Origin of the sequence: Sphingopyxis sp. 2PD (assembly GCF_005503695.1) — a bacterium.
Taxonomy (GTDB): domain Bacteria; phylum Pseudomonadota; class Alphaproteobacteria; order Sphingomonadales; family Sphingomonadaceae; genus Sphingopyxis.
Map to the genome: position 1 here is coordinate 1 of NZ_SCMU01000024.1, position 14,877 is coordinate 14,877.

The 14,877-nt window shown below is 60.7% G+C and carries 17 protein-coding genes and 1 tRNA gene; 11 read left to right on the forward strand and 7 right to left on the reverse strand.

Annotation, left to right across the window (positions count from 1 at the left end; all coding sequences use genetic code 11):
• Together FFS18_RS13670 and FFS18_RS13675 are read left to right on the forward strand one after the other, a co-directional pair.
• Positions 1 to 235 (forward strand): ABC transporter C-terminal domain-containing protein (locus FFS18_RS13670; protein ID WP_249340407.1); only part of this gene is annotated, 235 nt, incomplete at its 5' end.
• A 62-nt stretch (positions 236 to 297) separates the two neighbouring features.
• Entirely contained in the window at positions 298 to 795 is a 498-nt protein-coding gene (locus FFS18_RS13675; RefSeq protein WP_137871256.1) for a DUF2569 family protein, read from the forward strand.
• 3 nt (positions 796 to 798) lie between these two features.
• Here FFS18_RS13675 and FFS18_RS13680 read toward each other — a convergent pair whose 3' ends face one another.
• Positions 799 to 1,281, reverse strand: coding sequence for a DUF6456 domain-containing protein (locus tag FFS18_RS13680; protein ID WP_502704177.1), 483 nt, complete (start codon positions 1,279 to 1,281; stop codon positions 799 to 801).
• An 89-nt stretch (positions 1,282 to 1,370) separates the two neighbouring features.
• Between FFS18_RS13680 and FFS18_RS13685 the strand changes: the two genes are divergently transcribed.
• On the forward strand, positions 1,371 to 1,931 hold the full coding sequence (locus FFS18_RS13685) for a helix-turn-helix domain-containing protein (RefSeq protein ID WP_137871257.1): 561 nt from the start codon (positions 1,371 to 1,373) through the stop codon (positions 1,929 to 1,931).
• A 108-nt stretch (positions 1,932 to 2,039) separates the two neighbouring features.
• A complete protein-coding gene (locus FFS18_RS13690) occupies positions 2,040 to 3,227 on the forward strand; it encodes a glycosyltransferase (protein ID WP_137871258.1) in 1,188 nt (395 codons plus the stop codon).
• An 84-nt stretch (positions 3,228 to 3,311) separates the two neighbouring features.
• Here the strand turns inward: FFS18_RS13690 and secF are convergent, their stop codons facing one another.
• The 3 genes from secF to yajC are packed head-to-tail and all read right to left on the reverse strand — an operon-like array spanning position 3,312 to position 6,302.
• A complete protein-coding gene (secF, locus tag FFS18_RS13695; protein ID WP_120215807.1) occupies positions 3,312 to 4,292 on the reverse strand; it encodes a protein translocase subunit SecF in 981 nt (326 codons plus the stop codon).
• Between the two features lie 13 nt (positions 4,293 to 4,305).
• Positions 4,306 to 5,919 (reverse strand): protein translocase subunit SecD, encoded by a 1,614-nt coding sequence (secD, locus tag FFS18_RS13700; protein ID WP_137871294.1) that lies wholly within the window; start codon positions 5,917 to 5,919, stop codon positions 4,306 to 4,308.
• Positions 5,920 to 5,972: 53 nt separating this feature from the next.
• Positions 5,973 to 6,302: a preprotein translocase subunit YajC gene (gene yajC / locus FFS18_RS13705; RefSeq protein ID WP_120215806.1), complete on the reverse strand. Its 330-nt coding sequence runs from the start codon at positions 6,300 to 6,302 to the stop codon at positions 5,973 to 5,975.
• A gap of 275 nt (positions 6,303 to 6,577) precedes the next feature.
• On the opposite strand from yajC, the gene FFS18_RS13710 reads away from it, so the two are divergent.
• The 5 genes from FFS18_RS13710 (at position 6,578) to FFS18_RS13730 (ending at position 11,009) form a co-directional block, all read left to right on the forward strand.
• A tRNA-Pro gene (locus FFS18_RS13710) sits at positions 6,578 to 6,654 on the forward strand.
• Positions 6,655 to 6,991: 337 nt separating this feature from the next.
• Positions 6,992 to 8,020: a hypothetical protein gene (locus FFS18_RS13715; protein ID WP_137871259.1), complete on the forward strand. Its 1,029-nt coding sequence runs from the start codon at positions 6,992 to 6,994 to the stop codon at positions 8,018 to 8,020.
• 95 nt (positions 8,021 to 8,115) lie between these two features.
• The gene (locus FFS18_RS13720) at positions 8,116 to 8,679 is read left to right on the forward strand and encodes a hypothetical protein (RefSeq protein WP_137871260.1); all 564 of its coding nucleotides are present in this window, start codon (positions 8,116 to 8,118) and stop codon (positions 8,677 to 8,679) included.
• Positions 8,680 to 9,057: 378 nt separating this feature from the next.
• The gene (locus FFS18_RS13725; RefSeq protein ID WP_137871261.1) at positions 9,058 to 10,008 is read left to right on the forward strand and encodes a hypothetical protein; all 951 of its coding nucleotides are present in this window, start codon (positions 9,058 to 9,060) and stop codon (positions 10,006 to 10,008) included.
• Complete coding sequence (locus FFS18_RS13730; protein ID WP_249340408.1) at positions 10,005 to 11,009, forward strand: site-specific integrase; 1,005 nt, start codon at positions 10,005 to 10,007, stop codon at positions 11,007 to 11,009. The genes FFS18_RS13725 and FFS18_RS13730 overlap by 4 nt, the downstream gene beginning before the upstream one ends.
• Before the next feature lie 271 nt (positions 11,010 to 11,280).
• On the opposite strand, the gene FFS18_RS13735 is transcribed toward FFS18_RS13730, so the two are convergent.
• The 3 genes from FFS18_RS13735 to FFS18_RS13745 all read right to left on the reverse strand — a co-directional run bounded on the left by FFS18_RS13735 (position 11,281) and on the right by FFS18_RS13745 (position 13,487).
• Positions 11,281 to 12,360 (reverse strand): Nal1-like putative serine protease, encoded by a 1,080-nt coding sequence (locus FFS18_RS13735; protein ID WP_137871262.1) that lies wholly within the window; start codon positions 12,358 to 12,360, stop codon positions 11,281 to 11,283.
• A gap of 113 nt (positions 12,361 to 12,473) precedes the next feature.
• The gene (locus FFS18_RS13740) at positions 12,474 to 13,076 is read right to left on the reverse strand and encodes a hypothetical protein (RefSeq protein ID WP_137871263.1); all 603 of its coding nucleotides are present in this window, start codon (positions 13,074 to 13,076) and stop codon (positions 12,474 to 12,476) included.
• Positions 13,077 to 13,151: 75 nt separating this feature from the next.
• A complete protein-coding gene (locus tag FFS18_RS13745) occupies positions 13,152 to 13,487 on the reverse strand; it encodes a helix-turn-helix domain-containing protein (protein ID WP_137871264.1) in 336 nt (111 codons plus the stop codon).
• A gap of 157 nt (positions 13,488 to 13,644) precedes the next feature.
• Between FFS18_RS13745 and FFS18_RS13750 the strand changes: the two genes are divergently transcribed.
• Both FFS18_RS13750 and FFS18_RS13755 read left to right on the forward strand, forming a co-directional pair.
• Entirely contained in the window at positions 13,645 to 14,064 is a 420-nt protein-coding gene (locus tag FFS18_RS13750) for a hypothetical protein (protein WP_137871265.1), read from the forward strand.
• 76 nt (positions 14,065 to 14,140) lie between these two features.
• On the forward strand, positions 14,141 to 14,866 hold the full coding sequence (locus FFS18_RS13755; protein ID WP_137871266.1) for a hypothetical protein: 726 nt from the start codon (positions 14,141 to 14,143) through the stop codon (positions 14,864 to 14,866).
• Positions 14,867 to 14,877: the final 11 nt, after the last annotated feature.

Here is a 14,877-nt window from a genome sequence, read left to right on the forward strand (position 1 = left end):
CAAGAAGCTGAGCTACAAGGATCAGCGCGACTATGACCTGCTGCCGGGCCGGATCGAGGCGATCGAGGCGGAGATGGCCGCAGCGGAAACCGAGCTGTCGGACGGCACACTGTTCACACGCGACTATGCAAAATTCACTGCGCTAACCGGGAAGCTGGAAAAGCTGCGCGAGGAAAAGGCGGCGGCCGAAGATCGCTGGCTTTCGCTGGCCGAAGAAATTGAGTCGCTCGGCTAAGCCTTGGATTGCCCTTGGCAGACATAGACAATTCGGACATGTCGTGACCAAGGGGGAACGACATGAGCGACGATAAGGGCCAATCCAAATTGCAGGGCGTCGGGGGATGGCTCGGCTTTCTGGTGTTCATCCTCGCCATTCTTTCTCCGGCACGAATGTTATTCCAGACGACCGCGAACATACGCGAAACCGCTATCATGGGTCAGGTGCTTGGACCCAACACGTCCACCTATATTCCATTCACTTGGGCGTTGGTCGCCGCATCCGTCATCGGGTCGATCTTCCTCGCCTATCGGCTGCTGGCGATTCATCGCTGGTCCTCGGTCCGGATCGTTGTCATTGGCCTCTGGTGCCTTGCCTCTATCCCGACGCTGATTGATGCTGTGGTTGGATCGATCCTTTTCCCCGAGTTTGGTGGGCCGATAGTTTCTGAAGCTCTATGGGCTGCCGCAAAATCGAGCATTTCGGCGACGATCTGGACAGCCTATCTTCTGAAATCCAAGCGCGTGGCGAATACCTATATCAAGGATCAAGACGAAACGCAGCGCATCTTTGGCTAACAATCATCCCACCCCATAAAAGCGCGCCAACCGATCCAGCGCCAGCCGCAGCACCAGCTTCCCCGATCGCGCCGGCCACCCCAGCTCCTTCTCCGCCCCGGCAATCCCTTCCCCCGCGCAAATCACCCGCCAGCAAATGTCGGCCAGCCCCGGTCCCGCCGCATCGAGCGCCGCATGAAAGCGCCGGTGCGCATCGATCCGCGCCAGCGACGCATCCGCCGCGCGCGCGCCGCCACGGCGCTTCGCGGGCGGCGCCGCGTCCCAGCGCATCGTCACCCGCGCCGCCAGCCCCGCGCGCTCGTAATCGGCGCGCAGCCGTTCGCCCGCATCGAGTTGCGCCGACGTCAGATGCCCGCGCGCCGCCAACCAGGCGATCGGACTCTCGGCGATATTCACCGTCACCTGCCGCATCGACTGCAGACCGCTTTTATCGGGATCGATGCGGTCGTCGGGATGCAGGCGGGTGACAAGCTGGTGGGCGGTCATGGCAATCTCCTTTGGCTAGAAGACAGGCCTTGACACTGGATTATTTTGTAGGAAAGAAGAAACCGATTTGGTTATTTGAAGGTTTTGCGATGATCAACAGCATCCGCGCCGTGCGCCGCGCCAAGGGACTGACGCTGGAGGAGGTCGGCGCGCGCTGCGATCCGCCGACCACCGCGCAGACAATCGGCCGCCTCGAAACCGGCACGCGCACTCTGTCGCTCGGCTGGATGAACCGCATCGCCGCCGCGCTGGGGGTCGATGCCGCCGAACTGGTGCAATTGCCGCAGGATACCCAGCTCACGATCACCGCGCACCTTGGCGCCGATGGCGCGCAGGCGCCGACGCGCGTCGAACAGGCGCTGACCGCGCGGCCGGGAGAGGATATGGTCGCGGTTCGCGTTACCTCGTCGATCGGCGACTATCGTGCCGGCGATGAAATCTGGTGCCGCCGGATCACCGGCGACTGGACGAGCGCACTCAACCGCGACCTGCTCGTCCCCCGCCCCGCCGGGCGCTTCTTCTTCGCGCGCCTGCTCAACGTCGATGGCGAAAAACTGCACCTGCTGCCGCTCGGCACTGGCGCCCGGCAACAGGTGGTCAGCAACCCGCCATGGGCCGCAGTTGCCGTCCGGCTGATCCGCACGCTCTAACCCATTTCCGTTCGCCCTGAGCTTGTCGAAGGGCCGTCCTTTCTTTCACCGACGTCAAGGAAAAGCGGTGCTTCGACAAGCTCAGCACAAACGGATGAGAGGGCAGGCATGACCTCCCCCCTCCGCGTCCTGTCGATCGCCACGCTGTTCCCCGATGCCGCCCGCCCAAACTTCGGGCTGTTCGTCGAAAAGAGCCTGCGCGCGCTCGCCGCACAGCCGGGGATCGAACTCACCGTCGTCGCGCCCGTCGGCTTGCCGCCCTTCCCGCTGTCGCTCCACCCACGCTATCGCAAGCTCCGCACCCTGCCGCAGACCGAGCGCTGGAACGGCCTCACCGTTCACCGCCCGCGCTTTCCGCTGATCCCGCGCATCGGCGCCCCCCTCAACCCGACCCTGGTCGCGCGCGCCGTGCTGTCGGTGGTGCGCGGCCAGACCTTCGACGTTGTCGACGCGCAATTTTTCTACCCTGACGGTCCCGCCTCGATGCGCGTCGCCGCCGCGCTCGGCCTGCCCTTTTCGGCCAAGGCGCGCGGCGCGGACATCAGCCATTTCGGCCATGACCCGGCAACCGCGCCGCAGTTGCTGGCCGCCGCCGACAAGGCCGCCGCCCTGCTCGCCGTGTCGGACGCCATGCGCCGCGACATGGCCGCCATCGGCATCGATCCGGCCAAGGTCACCGTCCATTACACCGGGATCGACACCGCGCGCTTCCATCCGGGCGACCGCGCCGCCGCGCGCGCCGCGCTCGGCATCGACGACGCCCCGATGATCCTGACCGTCGGCGCGCTGATCCCGCGCAAGGGTCAGGAATTGGTGATCGAGGCGCTCGCCGCGCTTCCCGGCGTCCACTATTATCTCGCGGGCGCCGGCGAAGCCGAAGGGCATTATCGCGCGCTCGCCCGGCGGCTTGGCGTCGCCGACCGCGTGCATTTCATGGGGCCGGTCGCCAACGCCGACCTGCCAATGCTCTATCGCGCCGCCGACGCGGTGGTGATGCCATCGGTCAGCGAAGGGCTGGCCAACGCCTGGGTCGAGGCGATCGCCTGCGGCACCCCGATCGTGATCAGCGACGCGGGCGGCGCCGCCGAACTGGTCACCTCGCCCGTCGCGGGCCGGATTGCGGCGCGGTCGCCCGAAGCCATTGTGCAGGCGGTACAGGCAATCCTCGCCAACCCGCCCGCGGCGTCGGACGTTGCCGCCACCTTGGCGGGCCGCTTCGACTGGAACCGCAACGGCCGCGAACTCGCCGCGCATCTGCGCCGCTGTATAAATCGGTCAGCCCAAAAGGAACCGTAGCCCCGAGCCTGTCGAAGGGCGCTCCTCGGAGAAGCGCCTTTCGACAGGCTCAGGGCTACAGCAATTTCTATAGTGTCGGCCCGGTCAGACGACCGCGCCGTCATCCTTGCGCTCGATCCGCTCGCCGCCGGCGATGCCCGCGCTCGTGCGCGGGATAAAGCTGTCGGGACCGACCTTCAGCCACACCAGCACCGGCGTCGACATCAGCACCGACGAATAGCCGCCGATAAACACGCCGAACAGCATCGCCGCGGTAAAGCCGAAGATCACGTCAGGGCCAAAGAGCAGCAACACGCCAAGCGCGAGCACCATCGCCACGGTGGTCATCACGGTACGCGACAGCGTTTCGTTGATGCTGAGGTTGAGCAGCGGGATGATGTCCATCTTGCGGTATTTTTTCAGATTTTCGCGGATGCGGTCATACACCACGATCGTGTCGTTCAGCGAATAGCCGACGATCGTCAGCAACGCCGCGACGCTGTTGAGGTCGAACTGCATCTGCGTCACCGCGAACAGGCCAAAGGTCAGCGACACTTCGTGGAACAGGCGCCCCAGCGCCCCGACCCCGAACTGCCATTCGAACCGGATCCAGATGTAGATCGAGATGCCGATGATCGCGAGGCCCAGGCTGATCGCGCCGGTGCGGATCAATTCGCCCGACACCTTGCCCGACACGGTCTCGACCGACCCCGCCTTTGCCGTCGGGAACGCTTTCTGGATGCCCGCGACCAGCTGCTGTCCGGCCCGCTCGGCCGCCGCCTTGTCGCCTTCGGGCAGCGCAGTGCGGATCGACACCGCCTTGTCGGACCCGAACTGCTGGATCGTCGCTTCGCCAAGGCCGATCTGGCCGACCTTTTCGCGAATTTCATCGATCGGCGGCATTTCCTGCGCGAATTCGACGCGCACCGACTGACCACCGACGAAATCGACGCCCAGGTTCAGCCCCTTGACCGCGACCAGCGCGATCGACACCGCGACCAGGAAAAAGCTCATAAACGACGCAAGTTTCCGCCACCGCAGAAAGTCGATGTTGGTGTCGTCGGGGACGAGTTTCAGCAAGCGCATGATATCGCCTTCCTCAAATATTGATCGACGTCGGACGCGCGGTGCGCAGCCAATGGGCGACGAACATGCGGGTGACGGTAACGGCGGTGAAAACGCTGGTGACGATGCCGATGGTCAGCACCACGGCAAAGCCCTTGATCGGGCCGGAGCCGAACCAGAACATCAGCACCGCGGCGATGACGTTGGTGACGTTGGCGTCGAAAATCGCGCGGCTGGCTTCCGAATAGCCAAGGTCGATCGCCTGAAACACCTTGCGCCCGCGTTTGAGCTCCTCGCGTATTCGTTCGTTGATCAGCACGTTGGCGTCGACCGCAGCGCCGATCGTCAGCACGAAGCCGGCGATCCCCGGCAGGGTCAGCGTCGCATTGAACGCCGCCATGATCGCGATGATCAGGAACACGTTAAAGAACAGCGCGATATTGGCGTAGATGCCGAACCGGCCATAGACGACCATCATCAACACCAGCACTGCGACGGTGGCGATGATGCCCGCGATCACGCCTTTGCGGATCGAATCGGCGCCGAGCTCTGGCGTGACGGTGCGTTCTTCGACGACCTCCATCTTCACCGGCAGCGCGCCCGAACGCAGCGAGATCGCCAGCGCGTTCGCGCTCGCGACCGAGAAGCTGCCCGAAATCTGCGCGCTACCGCCCAGGATCGGTTCGTTGATCGACGGCGCCGACAGCACCTTGCCGTCCAGCACCATCGCGAACCGCTTGCCGACATTCTGCGCGGTCACCTTGGCAAAGGTGCTCGACCCGCCCGAATCGAAGCTGATCGACACGACCGGCTCGTTCGATTGCGGGTCGAAACTCTGCTTGGCGTTGATCAGCTGTTCGCCGCTGATCATCACCTGGCGGCGCAGCACCTCGAACGACGCGCCATTGCCTTCGCCCTCGGCATAGGGGACGATTTCGCTGCCCACCGGCACGCGACCCGCGGCGGCCTCCGCAGGATCGGCGTTGGGGTCGACCATGCGGAATTCCAGCCGCGCGGTCTTGCCGATCAATTCCTTCAGTGCCGCCGGATCCTGAAGCCCCGGCACCTGCACGACGACGCGGTCATTGCCTTCGCGGATGATCGTCGGCTCGCGGGTCCCAAGGTCGTTGACGCGCTTGTCGATGATGTCGCGCGCCGAATCCATCGCGTCGGCCACCGCCTGTTGCTGGCCAGCGTTGGTCGGGGTCATCACGATGCGCGTGTTATCAATGATGTCGATGTTCCAGTCGCGCTGTCCGGTCAGCGCCGCGCCCTGCGTCTGGCTGAACAACCGGTCGCGCGCATCATCGAGCTGCGCCTGATCGCGGATCAGGAAACTGATCCTGCCGCCCTCGGTCGTCAGTTCGCCGATCGCGATGTCATCATCGGGACCGCGCTCGCCGCGCAGCACCGTGCGAACGGTCTTTTCCATATTGGCCAGCTGCGTCTTGCGCAGGTCGGCGATGTCGGCCTCCAGCAGCAAATGGCTGCCGCCGGCCAGGTCGAGCCCCAGATTGACCTTCGCCTGCATGAACGCCGGGAGGCTCTCGCGCGTCTTTTCGGGCAGGAAGCTGGGGATGGAAAAAAGGATGCCCAGCACCAGGATGATGCTGATGCTGATGGTTTTCCAGCGCGGGAAATCGAGCATGGTCTGATGGTCCGATAACATGCGCGGGGCGGCACGAAACCGCCCCTGCGGCGTCAGTCGTTGGCGGGTTTGGCGCCGGGCTGCATCACGTCGGCCAGGGTCGCCTTGACGACCTTGATCTTGACGCCCTGCGCGATTTCGACGTCGGCGAAATCATCGTCGACGCGCGTGACCTTGCCGACGATGCCGCCGCCGGTCACCACTTGGTCGCGCGGCTTCACCGCGGCGATCTTGGCGCGATGTTCCTTGGCGCGCACCTGCTGCGGGCGGATCAGGAAGAACCAGAACACGACAAAGATCAGCAGATAGGGGACCAGCATCAGGAAACCGGCGGCCCCGCCGCCCGATCCGGCCGCCTGGGTCAGAAGCAATTGCGTCGACATGGATGAAAAACTTTCCGTTTGAAAACGCAGCCCGTTCCGCAGGGAACCGGCGCGCATATATGGCGCGGCGCCTATCACGCAGGGGCGGCGCGCGCAACCGGTCGCTGCGCCCTCCCCCGCGGGCAAGCGTCGCCGAAATGGGGAGGATCGCGATCACGTCAAGGGCATGGTGGCCCGCGGCGCCCATGTTCACCGCATCGAACGACTTTGCGCAGGGAAGCCTTGCATCCCCTGCCGACCCGCGCTAGGGGCCACGCCTGCCCAACAGGGCCGGTCGGGACGTAGCGCAGCCTGGTAGCGCATCACACTGGGGGTGTGGGGGTCGGAGGTTCGAATCCTCTCGTCCCGACCAATTATATCTCTAAAAATCAATGGACTGATTGCGAGGCGCAGAGGCGCATCGCGGGAAGAAACGGGAACAAAATGGAGCGCAATTCCCGGAATTGGCTCCGACACTCCCGGAAAAACTCCCAGAATTCTGCGTGCGCACCCAAGAGCTTCAACGCGATCATGCCATAGCACCGAATTTCAGTCGGGCGCGCTCTGGCCGTGTGGGCCTTGATTATCTCTGACTTGAAACGAGAAAACCCCGCCGTTGCAGGGCGGGGCTTCCGGGAGCGCCAGAGACGCCGATCACAACCCAACTCTACACGTCGCGCTCCCTCACCGCAAGCTGAGGAGATTTCACCATGATGCCCAACGCCACCGAGCAATTCATGTCCGATTTGGGAGAAATTTTCTCTCATGCCGCGACAGCCAAAAACGATGAGAAAATCGTGAAGACCCCGGCATGTGCGCCGCTTCCCGATGCGGATGCCGAGGACGATGTCACGCTCATAAGCAATAATTCTCAACCGTGTCACACCGCTGAGAAATTCTATGACGCCGATTTTCTATCGGACCTTCAGCATTTGAAAGCTATGCAGCTTCGGAAGAAGTATCGCCGCGAGGAAACCAGCCACCGGAACATGCTGACTAGAAGCAAACGGCGAGGCGACAAGGTGCATCCTGAGTTCCGCGACTTTCGCAACTTCCTCCGGCTCGTCGGCCCGATGCCTGCATCACGTGCCACCCTCGACAGGATCGACAACAACGATCGTGAATACGCCCCCGGCAAAGTGCGCTGGGCTGACAAGCGGACCCAGAACAACAACAAGGGTGATACGCTGATATTCCACGACCTGACGACCGGCGAGACGTTCACCCCTTCCAGACTGGCGAAGTTGCAAGGGGTCTCCGTATCGACCATCCGCAAACGACTGGAACGGGGCTGGCACGATGCTGACATTATCGCCGGACGCAAATCAGAGCGGGCTCAGGCTAACTACCAATCGGCTCAGCAGACAGTTCAGCGGGCAGCCTGCTTTGGTCCACCACCATCCCCGCCTCGGGCGATGCGCCCAAAATCCGCCAAGGAGATCGCTTTCGAACGAGAGGCAAGCTCCTGCCGCGAGTATCGCGAAAGATTTGGCGAAGAACAGCTTCCCGCTCCGCATTACGTCTTGAACGAATTGATTGACGTGCCGGGCGTTCCCAAAATCACCTATCAGAATTGGTTACGGAAATTCGCCCGTGATTGGCTTGCACTCCGGCCTCATATTATCTTCGAGAATGCTGAGCCATACCATCAGCGGGCAATCGCGAAAATCGATCCCGATTATGTGAGGCGCGAACGGGCAAAGATTATCCAGCGGGAGGAAATGAAGACGAAACTTTGACTAGCTGATCCATTTAATGCAATTAATTGCACTCAACGATTTATTAGAACCGGAGCGATAATTGGGGTTGCGTTCATGCGATGCAGGAGCGCCCCATGGCCCCGGTTCAGGACCAGCCCGCAGTCGATCACCTCAAGCTGGAAGCACTCGCGTTGGCTGCGAAATCCACAAAGAGCTTCCACGCCTTTGCCCGCGCATTGTCGGCAGCACATAAAAGTGACCCCGCATTCCTGTACGAGGTGGAGGAGGCGGCGAAGATCAAGCGACGGGCGCTATTCTATCTTTCCGACGTTGGCGGCTTCCTCACCGATCACGGCATCACCGAAAAGCAGGCCGAGCGGATCGGGTGGACTAAAATCCAGATTGTCGCCCGCCATGTCCGCTGCAACAATGCGGTCAGCAAACGGTTGATCCATCGCTATCTCAAGATTGCCGAGCATACCACGGCGCACCGGCTGCCAGCCGCGCTGAACAATCAGGATGATGACCGCCCGGTGACAAGCCGCACAGTGTTGCTCCGCATACCCGCTGACGCCTATCCCGCGCTGGAGAACGCGCTGCTGGCCCATGGAGCAGAAAAGCAGGGCCGAGGGCTGGTGGGCAAAGAGCAGGCGATCATGGCTCTAATACAGTCCGCGACGCCCCCTGCCCGCTCATAATGCTGGGGACAATCCCAAGGACAAACGGGCCTGTTTTTCTATGTCGGGGACAGTTCTGGGGACATCGCTCCCCGACCCGGTTTCTTCCCACATTTCGCTGATATTGCATGGCATTGATTGAATCACCCAAGGCTCGTGCGAATACGGGGATAAGCCCGCTATTCTTTCCCGCGCCATTCTGCGGCTTTTCCTTGGCTCCGTCATCCATCCAGCTAACGCTCACGGCGGGTCCCACGATTTTCGGCCTCCCTGACAAGGAGGTTGAATATGACATTCCCCGAACAGATTGCGCCGCTCGACCCGTGGGCGGCGTCATCGCTGCTGCAAAAGGCGATCCGGCGCAGCGAGGTCGATTATGCAATCCACGCCGCCCGCACATTGCATCGGCAGCGCGGCACCGGCATCTGGCGCAGGTGCCTGCTGATCGCCTGCGAAGATGTCGGCATCGGCGATTTGGACCTCGTGCGCCATGCTACGCTGATGACGCTCGGTCGCGACATGCGACGGCCCTTCGGCGATGACAGTGAGGTGCTGACCGATCTCGTTCGGCGTCTGGCGGAAGCTCCCAAGGATCGCAGTCCCGATTATCTGATCTGCACCGCGATACAGCACCCCGGCTTCGAGCATGAGCGCGAAATGGTCGCTCAGCTATCGACCGACCAGCAGATCGCCGTTGCAGTCGATCCCGATCAGCCGGTCGTCGCGCGCGCAATCGCCATGTGGCATGCGAGCGGCGTCAACGGCGGCGGACCCAAGATCGTCGGCACCGGCGCGTTGCCGCAACTACTCGACGCATTCGATCAGCGCGGGTTTCCTGACCCGCTGGCAAGCATCATCGAAACCGCTGCCCGCAAATGCCGGGAACCGATCGTGGTGATGATCCCGCTGCTCTGGAAGCTGGTGCAGGAGCGCAGAGGGACCACAGCGGTCGAGGACAGCCCCGTTCCGACCGCACCGACATTTCACGGCGTCCCCGCCTGGACTTGGGACAAGCATACCCGGCTTGGCAAACGTGCCATGCGCCAGTTCCTCCGCGAGACGCCTACGCTCGACGCAACAATGTCGCGATATGTTTCTGACTTTCGCGCGCCGACAGTCGTGGAGATGGCCTGCTTTTTAGTGGATGCGATCCCCATCGCACGTCGATTGAACTGGTCCCGGTCGCGAGAACTGGAAGCTATGGGGCTGGAAACCGACATGATGAAGATCGGTTGCCCCCGCGATGGCGTGAAGCCAATCCTCGACATCGTCCGCGCCAACCTCGACCAGCTCAATTCCATTCGATGCCGCCTGCTCGCCGCCCAGATCGAGCGGGGGAGCGTAGCATGACCTCCAATCCCCAGAAGCATGTCCGATTATTTGCAATTAATTGCACAAGCATCAGCGAGAGCGATTTCACCAGTGGTTTGGTCATTGGTGAGAACCAGGCCCAAACCGGGCTGGCAGCGGCAATCCGGCCGTTCCTAACCCAATCCCTCTCCGACGCCAGCAAACGTGCCTACCGGGCTGATATGAGGCATTTCGAGGCAGCGGGCCGATCTATCCCATGTTCGCCTGAGAGCTTAGCAGCCTATCTGGCGGACATGGCCGCGACCCATGCTGTGGCGACGATCCAACGGCGGATCGCGGGGATCGCCAAAGCGCATCGGGCCGCAGGTTTTCCCGATCCTACGAAATCCGAGATCGCGAAGGCCACCTTCCGCGGTATAAGGCGCACGCTCGGCATGGCCCAGCGCGAGGCCGCTGCGCTACAACGCGACGATCTGTTTTCAGCGTTGGCATGTATGGGAAACCGGGCCATCGACGTTCGCGACAAGGCGCTTCTCCTCATCGGCTTTGCCGGTGCCTTTCGCCGGTCAGAGCTGGTCGGACTGAACTGCGCCGACATTGAGCATGTCCGGCAGGGCATCGTGATTCATCTTCGCCGCTCTAAAACCGATCAGATGGGGCAAGGCCGTAAGATCGCAATTCCGCATGGGCGTACCCGCTGGTGTCCGGTGCAGCATCTCAGTGACTGGCTCGCCGCCGCCGGGATCGACGACGGCCCGACATTCCGGCCGATCAATCGGCACGGGCACATCGCCCCCGAGCGCCTCTCCGGTGAGGCGGTATCGAACATCGTCAAACGGCGCATTGCGGCGGCGGGCTTTGATCCCGAAGCCTATTCCGGGCATAGTTTACGGGCGGGATTGGCGACCAGCGCCGCAATGGCCGGCGCGTCGATGTGGAAGATCAGACAGCAAACCGGCCATGCGTCCGACTCAATGCTGACCCGCTACATCCGCGATGGCGACATGTTTACCGATAATGCCGCTGGAGCCATATTTTGAGCGGCCTCTCCACAAAATAAAATCTCATTATGTCCACCCCTGCGGCGGGATGACTTGTTACGGCGGCGAGTTTTCAGCGCGAGGCCGAGTCTCAACGATCACCGAATAACCTTCGAATGACCTAATCGTTGGCACGGCACCATGCCAACGCTCATCAATCCACACGACAAGCTCATTTCGTGGTTTGTGTGCCCGCACGAGCACAGAAGCAGCCCATTTTGGCAGCTGCAATGACGTCAAAAGCGCCCTAGCGGCCCGTTCCACTTCCATTTCAAGCGTTGTGTCCGCCCAATAGAGTTACGTTAAATGCGTTCAAAATCCGTTGGATTGGGATAATAAACGTCAATGCCTTGTCAGCCGATACAGCATACACCAAACCTACCGCCCGCGTCACGCCGTCGTTCCCAGTGGTAACGACGAGAGAACCCGAGTCTCCTCTGTCCGCAAACGGTTGGCCGAGGTTGCCTTGGGCGACCAGAACCTCATGGAAATAAACCAGACCATTGAACTGTGGAACTTGCATAGCCACGGGTTCAAAACCGACCGACTGACCCAATATTGTCCCGGAGGTTAGGCCCGTCGTGCGACCGACCTTTCTAACACTTATCCCAGTTTGCGGTGGGGCGATCTCTGTAGGTGTATCATATGCGGCCCTCTGCATCGAACTGATCAATGCAGGGTTAGATACGCGAAAGATGGCTGCATCGATATTGCCCGTGGCATCGATGTTATCGGGAATTCCAGTCGTCCAAGGAGCCACCTGCGCATGATGGCCTAAGGTAAATGGATCATGCCCGCCTGGCCGAACATCGACCAACCCCGGAGCGACGATGGGGACATGAACCTCCGAATATCCACAACCTCCGGTTACGTGATTATTTGTCAGGCCGAATATCTCACCGGCGGCGTTTTGAACCAAGCAGCCAAGCGTTCCCGCTGACACCACGTTGCCGATCGATATCGAGGAGCCACAGGTGTAAAAGTTATTGTGAAGAGTGAAATTTCCAGCCGCCGGTCCCCCAGAAGCCGGAATGCGGATTTGGGGAGGGTGCGCTTTGACGTAACGAAACGTGGCCCCCTCCTCCGATGTCTCTGGAAGCGTTTCCAGCTCCTTTTTGGTCAGCTTTTGGTGAGTGCAAACGATGATTTCGTTGTTTTCGGGGCTGACAAGAACAAGATTGATCTTGCGAGCGTTAAAAATGCTCTCCGCCGCTGCGGCTTGATTGGTTTCCGCTAGATCATTCAGGTCATCGCCTTGGCCAACAAGATCATCTTCAGGCGGCTGATAAGTCAGTATTCCCTGCTCCGCAGCCCAAGATTTGAACCGCGCGGCTTCTTCAGCAATTGGCATGACACCCCCCCTTTTTCCTGTAAATAGTGTCCCAGCCAGCCTTCAATCAAGAATATTGTTGCAAGAGAAGGCAGCGGGTCTCCCGGATGCTACGCTCCACAGGACATAGGAAATCAGAATCTCAGCGAGGAGAGCGCCTGAACGACTTGTGGCCGCAGTTGCCATTCGAAGTGTCCGGTATTCATATTCCGCAATAAACTTTCGAGCATTGAGGTGTGGGGATGCTCGGGATCGAGATCGCGGGGACGTGCGATGGCGCATGTCCATATTTCCGTTCCATCAGATCGCGTCGGCGGTGAGAAGTCGATCTCCTCCGCGAGCCTTTTACCGAGCTTCCCGTAATGCAAATTTGCACCCTCGTAGCCCGCATAGCCCGCAGCGTCGGCAAGCTGGGTCGCGGTGATCAAATAATCTGGCGCTCGAAAATGCGCGCTCAGCATTCTACGATATCCGTCCGCCAAAGTCGGCAATACCGCTGCAAACGCCCGTTCATAGACCAGTGAGGAGGGTGCTCCCTCGACGTCCAGCTCGGACAGCCGATGATTTTCGAGTTCGTCCAGTTCTCGGCGCACATCGGCGAGAACGTGATCCCGTGTGTCTCCCCTCGTCTTGATAATGAAGTGCTTGCCACGATAGGCGTTGGCACCCCAACGGTCATCTGCTGGACCAATCTTAATAGTGTATTTTCCGTACTCGATGGTTTCGAACTGCGGCATCCGCGCCTCCCTTCGTGTCGCTGCGGCACGATGGCCGGTCCGAATTTACAATCGGTTTCGGCGAGCGGAAAGCAATCAATCTTTTCGACGCAGCGCGGCTTCAATCACGCCATTTATCCACCGCAGCTCGTCGTCCCCCAAGCTGCCCAGTCGGCTAGTTATGTCGGTCAATTGCCCTCGCTGTAGCTGGCCTGACGGGAGATTAGACGTAAACAACTCGGCGGGATCGACCTCCAGCGCTTCCGCAAGCAGGGAAATGACCCTGAAACGCGCGCCCGTGTTTCCGTGTTCAATTTTCGAAACCATGTCTGTGCTGATGTTCGCACGCTCGGCCAACGCCTCCTGCGTCAGCCCTTTCCGCAGGCGGTGCGCCTTTACCAGCCCGCCAAACCTTTTCCGCAAATCGACCATGGTTCCTCCTGGTCGATGGGTAACCGGGAGGTGCTTCTGCCATGAGGGATGGCAATTCGATATTCGGACGAACCTATAAGTAAATTCTAACTTTTTCGAATTAGCTTACGACCTTCAGATGGGGCGACGCTGGCGAGCCCAATGTCGGGGAACAGAAATGGTCGGGAAATTCATGGGCGGTGCGGGGCTCTTCATTTTGGCGGTATCGCTTCTCGCGAAGATTGTTGTCGGGGAGCCGTCGGATGGGGAACTGAAAGCAAGGGCGGCTGAATTGGGTGTCCGGTACGAAAGCGACTGGGGCAACAGCTTTAGCGTCACCGCGACGGACTTCGGGCCGAAGTGGCCTTTCACGGCGAGCAGCGCCGAGATATTCTGCAAGATGACCGACTATGATCGCCCGATGGTGACGGTTTCATTCGACGGTGGGACGACGATGTACGGCCTGAATGGCGTCGCTCTCGGGAAAGAAAAGATGATGCGTCCCGACGATCATCAAAAACGAAACGAATATGGGTATTTCGTCGGCGACACCGCAAGCCTCATCCAGCGGGCCATCGCTCAGTGCGGATCACGCTGATCGCCGCTCTTTACACCACGTTCAGCTATTCCGCGTAATTCAGCTTTGGATAATTGCGCCAAAATGCTTGAGGGGAATGGCTGTGCTGCGCCAAAATGACCGTGGGAAATGGATCGCCGGTTGCGGTGTTGTTGGGGGGCTGATGCTGCTCGCAACGCAAGATAACGCCCATGCCCAAATGACCTCGACGAACTGCATGGTGAGCGGAAACATGGTCAATTGCACGTCCATCGGCGGCTGCTCTGACTATCAGTACGACGACGGCGGGCAGGCTCTTGGGGAAGGGATCGGCAAGTTGATCGCGAGCATCGGCGAAAAGAACTTCCGAAAGAAGATAGGCAAAATGCTCGCCGATGGCGATTGCCAATCAGCATCGCGCTACGCCTATGAAAAAGGGCGGCTCGAATTGGGCTCGTCAATCGCGCAGGCTTGCCGCCCAGCACCTCCGCCCGCCGCATCTGCGGTCAGTAATAATACGGTCGTCATAAACCCCGCCGATTTGGAAGGCGCACTGCTCCGGGTCGCCCAAACCGCGAAAACCCCCATGGAGATCTTCGAACAAACCACCGTTTCGAAGGTTGACGCGGTTGGCAACCAGCTCATCCTGACGGCGCTGGTCGATCGCAAAGGGGCTTCGATCACCGAGGCCGGACGGCAGCGCATAATTCGTGATATTTGCCAATCCTCCGGCCCGCTACTGCAAGCCGGAGCCACCGTTCGGATTGATTTCTTTGAACGCTCCGCAGCGAAGGGGCGAGCGATCGACACAGTGGTCGCTACTAGGCGCGAATGCGGCGTCTGACGTTGAAGGCT

Coding starts and splice junctions, on each gene's coding strand:
- secD (WP_137871294.1), bottom strand. CDS start 5,919: ATGCTCGATTTCCCGCGCTGGAAAACCATCAGCATCAGCATCATCCTG.
- FFS18_RS13720 (WP_137871260.1), top strand. CDS start 8,116: ATGGCCCCGGTTCAGGACCAGCCCGCAGTCGATCACCTCAAGCTGGAA.
- FFS18_RS13715 (WP_137871259.1), top strand. CDS start 6,992: ATGATGCCCAACGCCACCGAGCAATTCATGTCCGATTTGGGAGAAATT.
- FFS18_RS13735 (WP_137871262.1), bottom strand. CDS start 12,360: ATGCCAATTGCTGAAGAAGCCGCGCGGTTCAAATCTTGGGCTGCGGAG.
- FFS18_RS13730 (WP_249340408.1), top strand. CDS start 10,005: ATGACCTCCAATCCCCAGAAGCATGTCCGATTATTTGCAATTAATTGC.
- FFS18_RS13680 (WP_502704177.1), bottom strand. CDS start 1,281: ATGACCGCCCACCAGCTTGTCACCCGCCTGCATCCCGACGACCGCATC.
- FFS18_RS13745 (WP_137871264.1), bottom strand. CDS start 13,487: ATGGTCGATTTGCGGAAAAGGTTTGGCGGGCTGGTAAAGGCGCACCGC.
- FFS18_RS13675 (WP_137871256.1), top strand. CDS start 298: ATGAGCGACGATAAGGGCCAATCCAAATTGCAGGGCGTCGGGGGATGG.
- secF (WP_120215807.1), bottom strand. CDS start 4,292: ATGCGCTTGCTGAAACTCGTCCCCGACGACACCAACATCGACTTTCTG.
- FFS18_RS13740 (WP_137871263.1), bottom strand. CDS start 13,076: ATGCCGCAGTTCGAAACCATCGAGTACGGAAAATACACTATTAAGATT.
- FFS18_RS13690 (WP_137871258.1), top strand. CDS start 2,040: ATGACCTCCCCCCTCCGCGTCCTGTCGATCGCCACGCTGTTCCCCGAT.
- FFS18_RS13750 (WP_137871265.1), top strand. CDS start 13,645: ATGGTCGGGAAATTCATGGGCGGTGCGGGGCTCTTCATTTTGGCGGTA.
- FFS18_RS13755 (WP_137871266.1), top strand. CDS start 14,141: ATGGCTGTGCTGCGCCAAAATGACCGTGGGAAATGGATCGCCGGTTGC.
- FFS18_RS13685 (WP_137871257.1), top strand. CDS start 1,371: ATGATCAACAGCATCCGCGCCGTGCGCCGCGCCAAGGGACTGACGCTG.
- yajC (WP_120215806.1), bottom strand. CDS start 6,302: ATGTCGACGCAATTGCTTCTGACCCAGGCGGCCGGATCGGGCGGCGGG.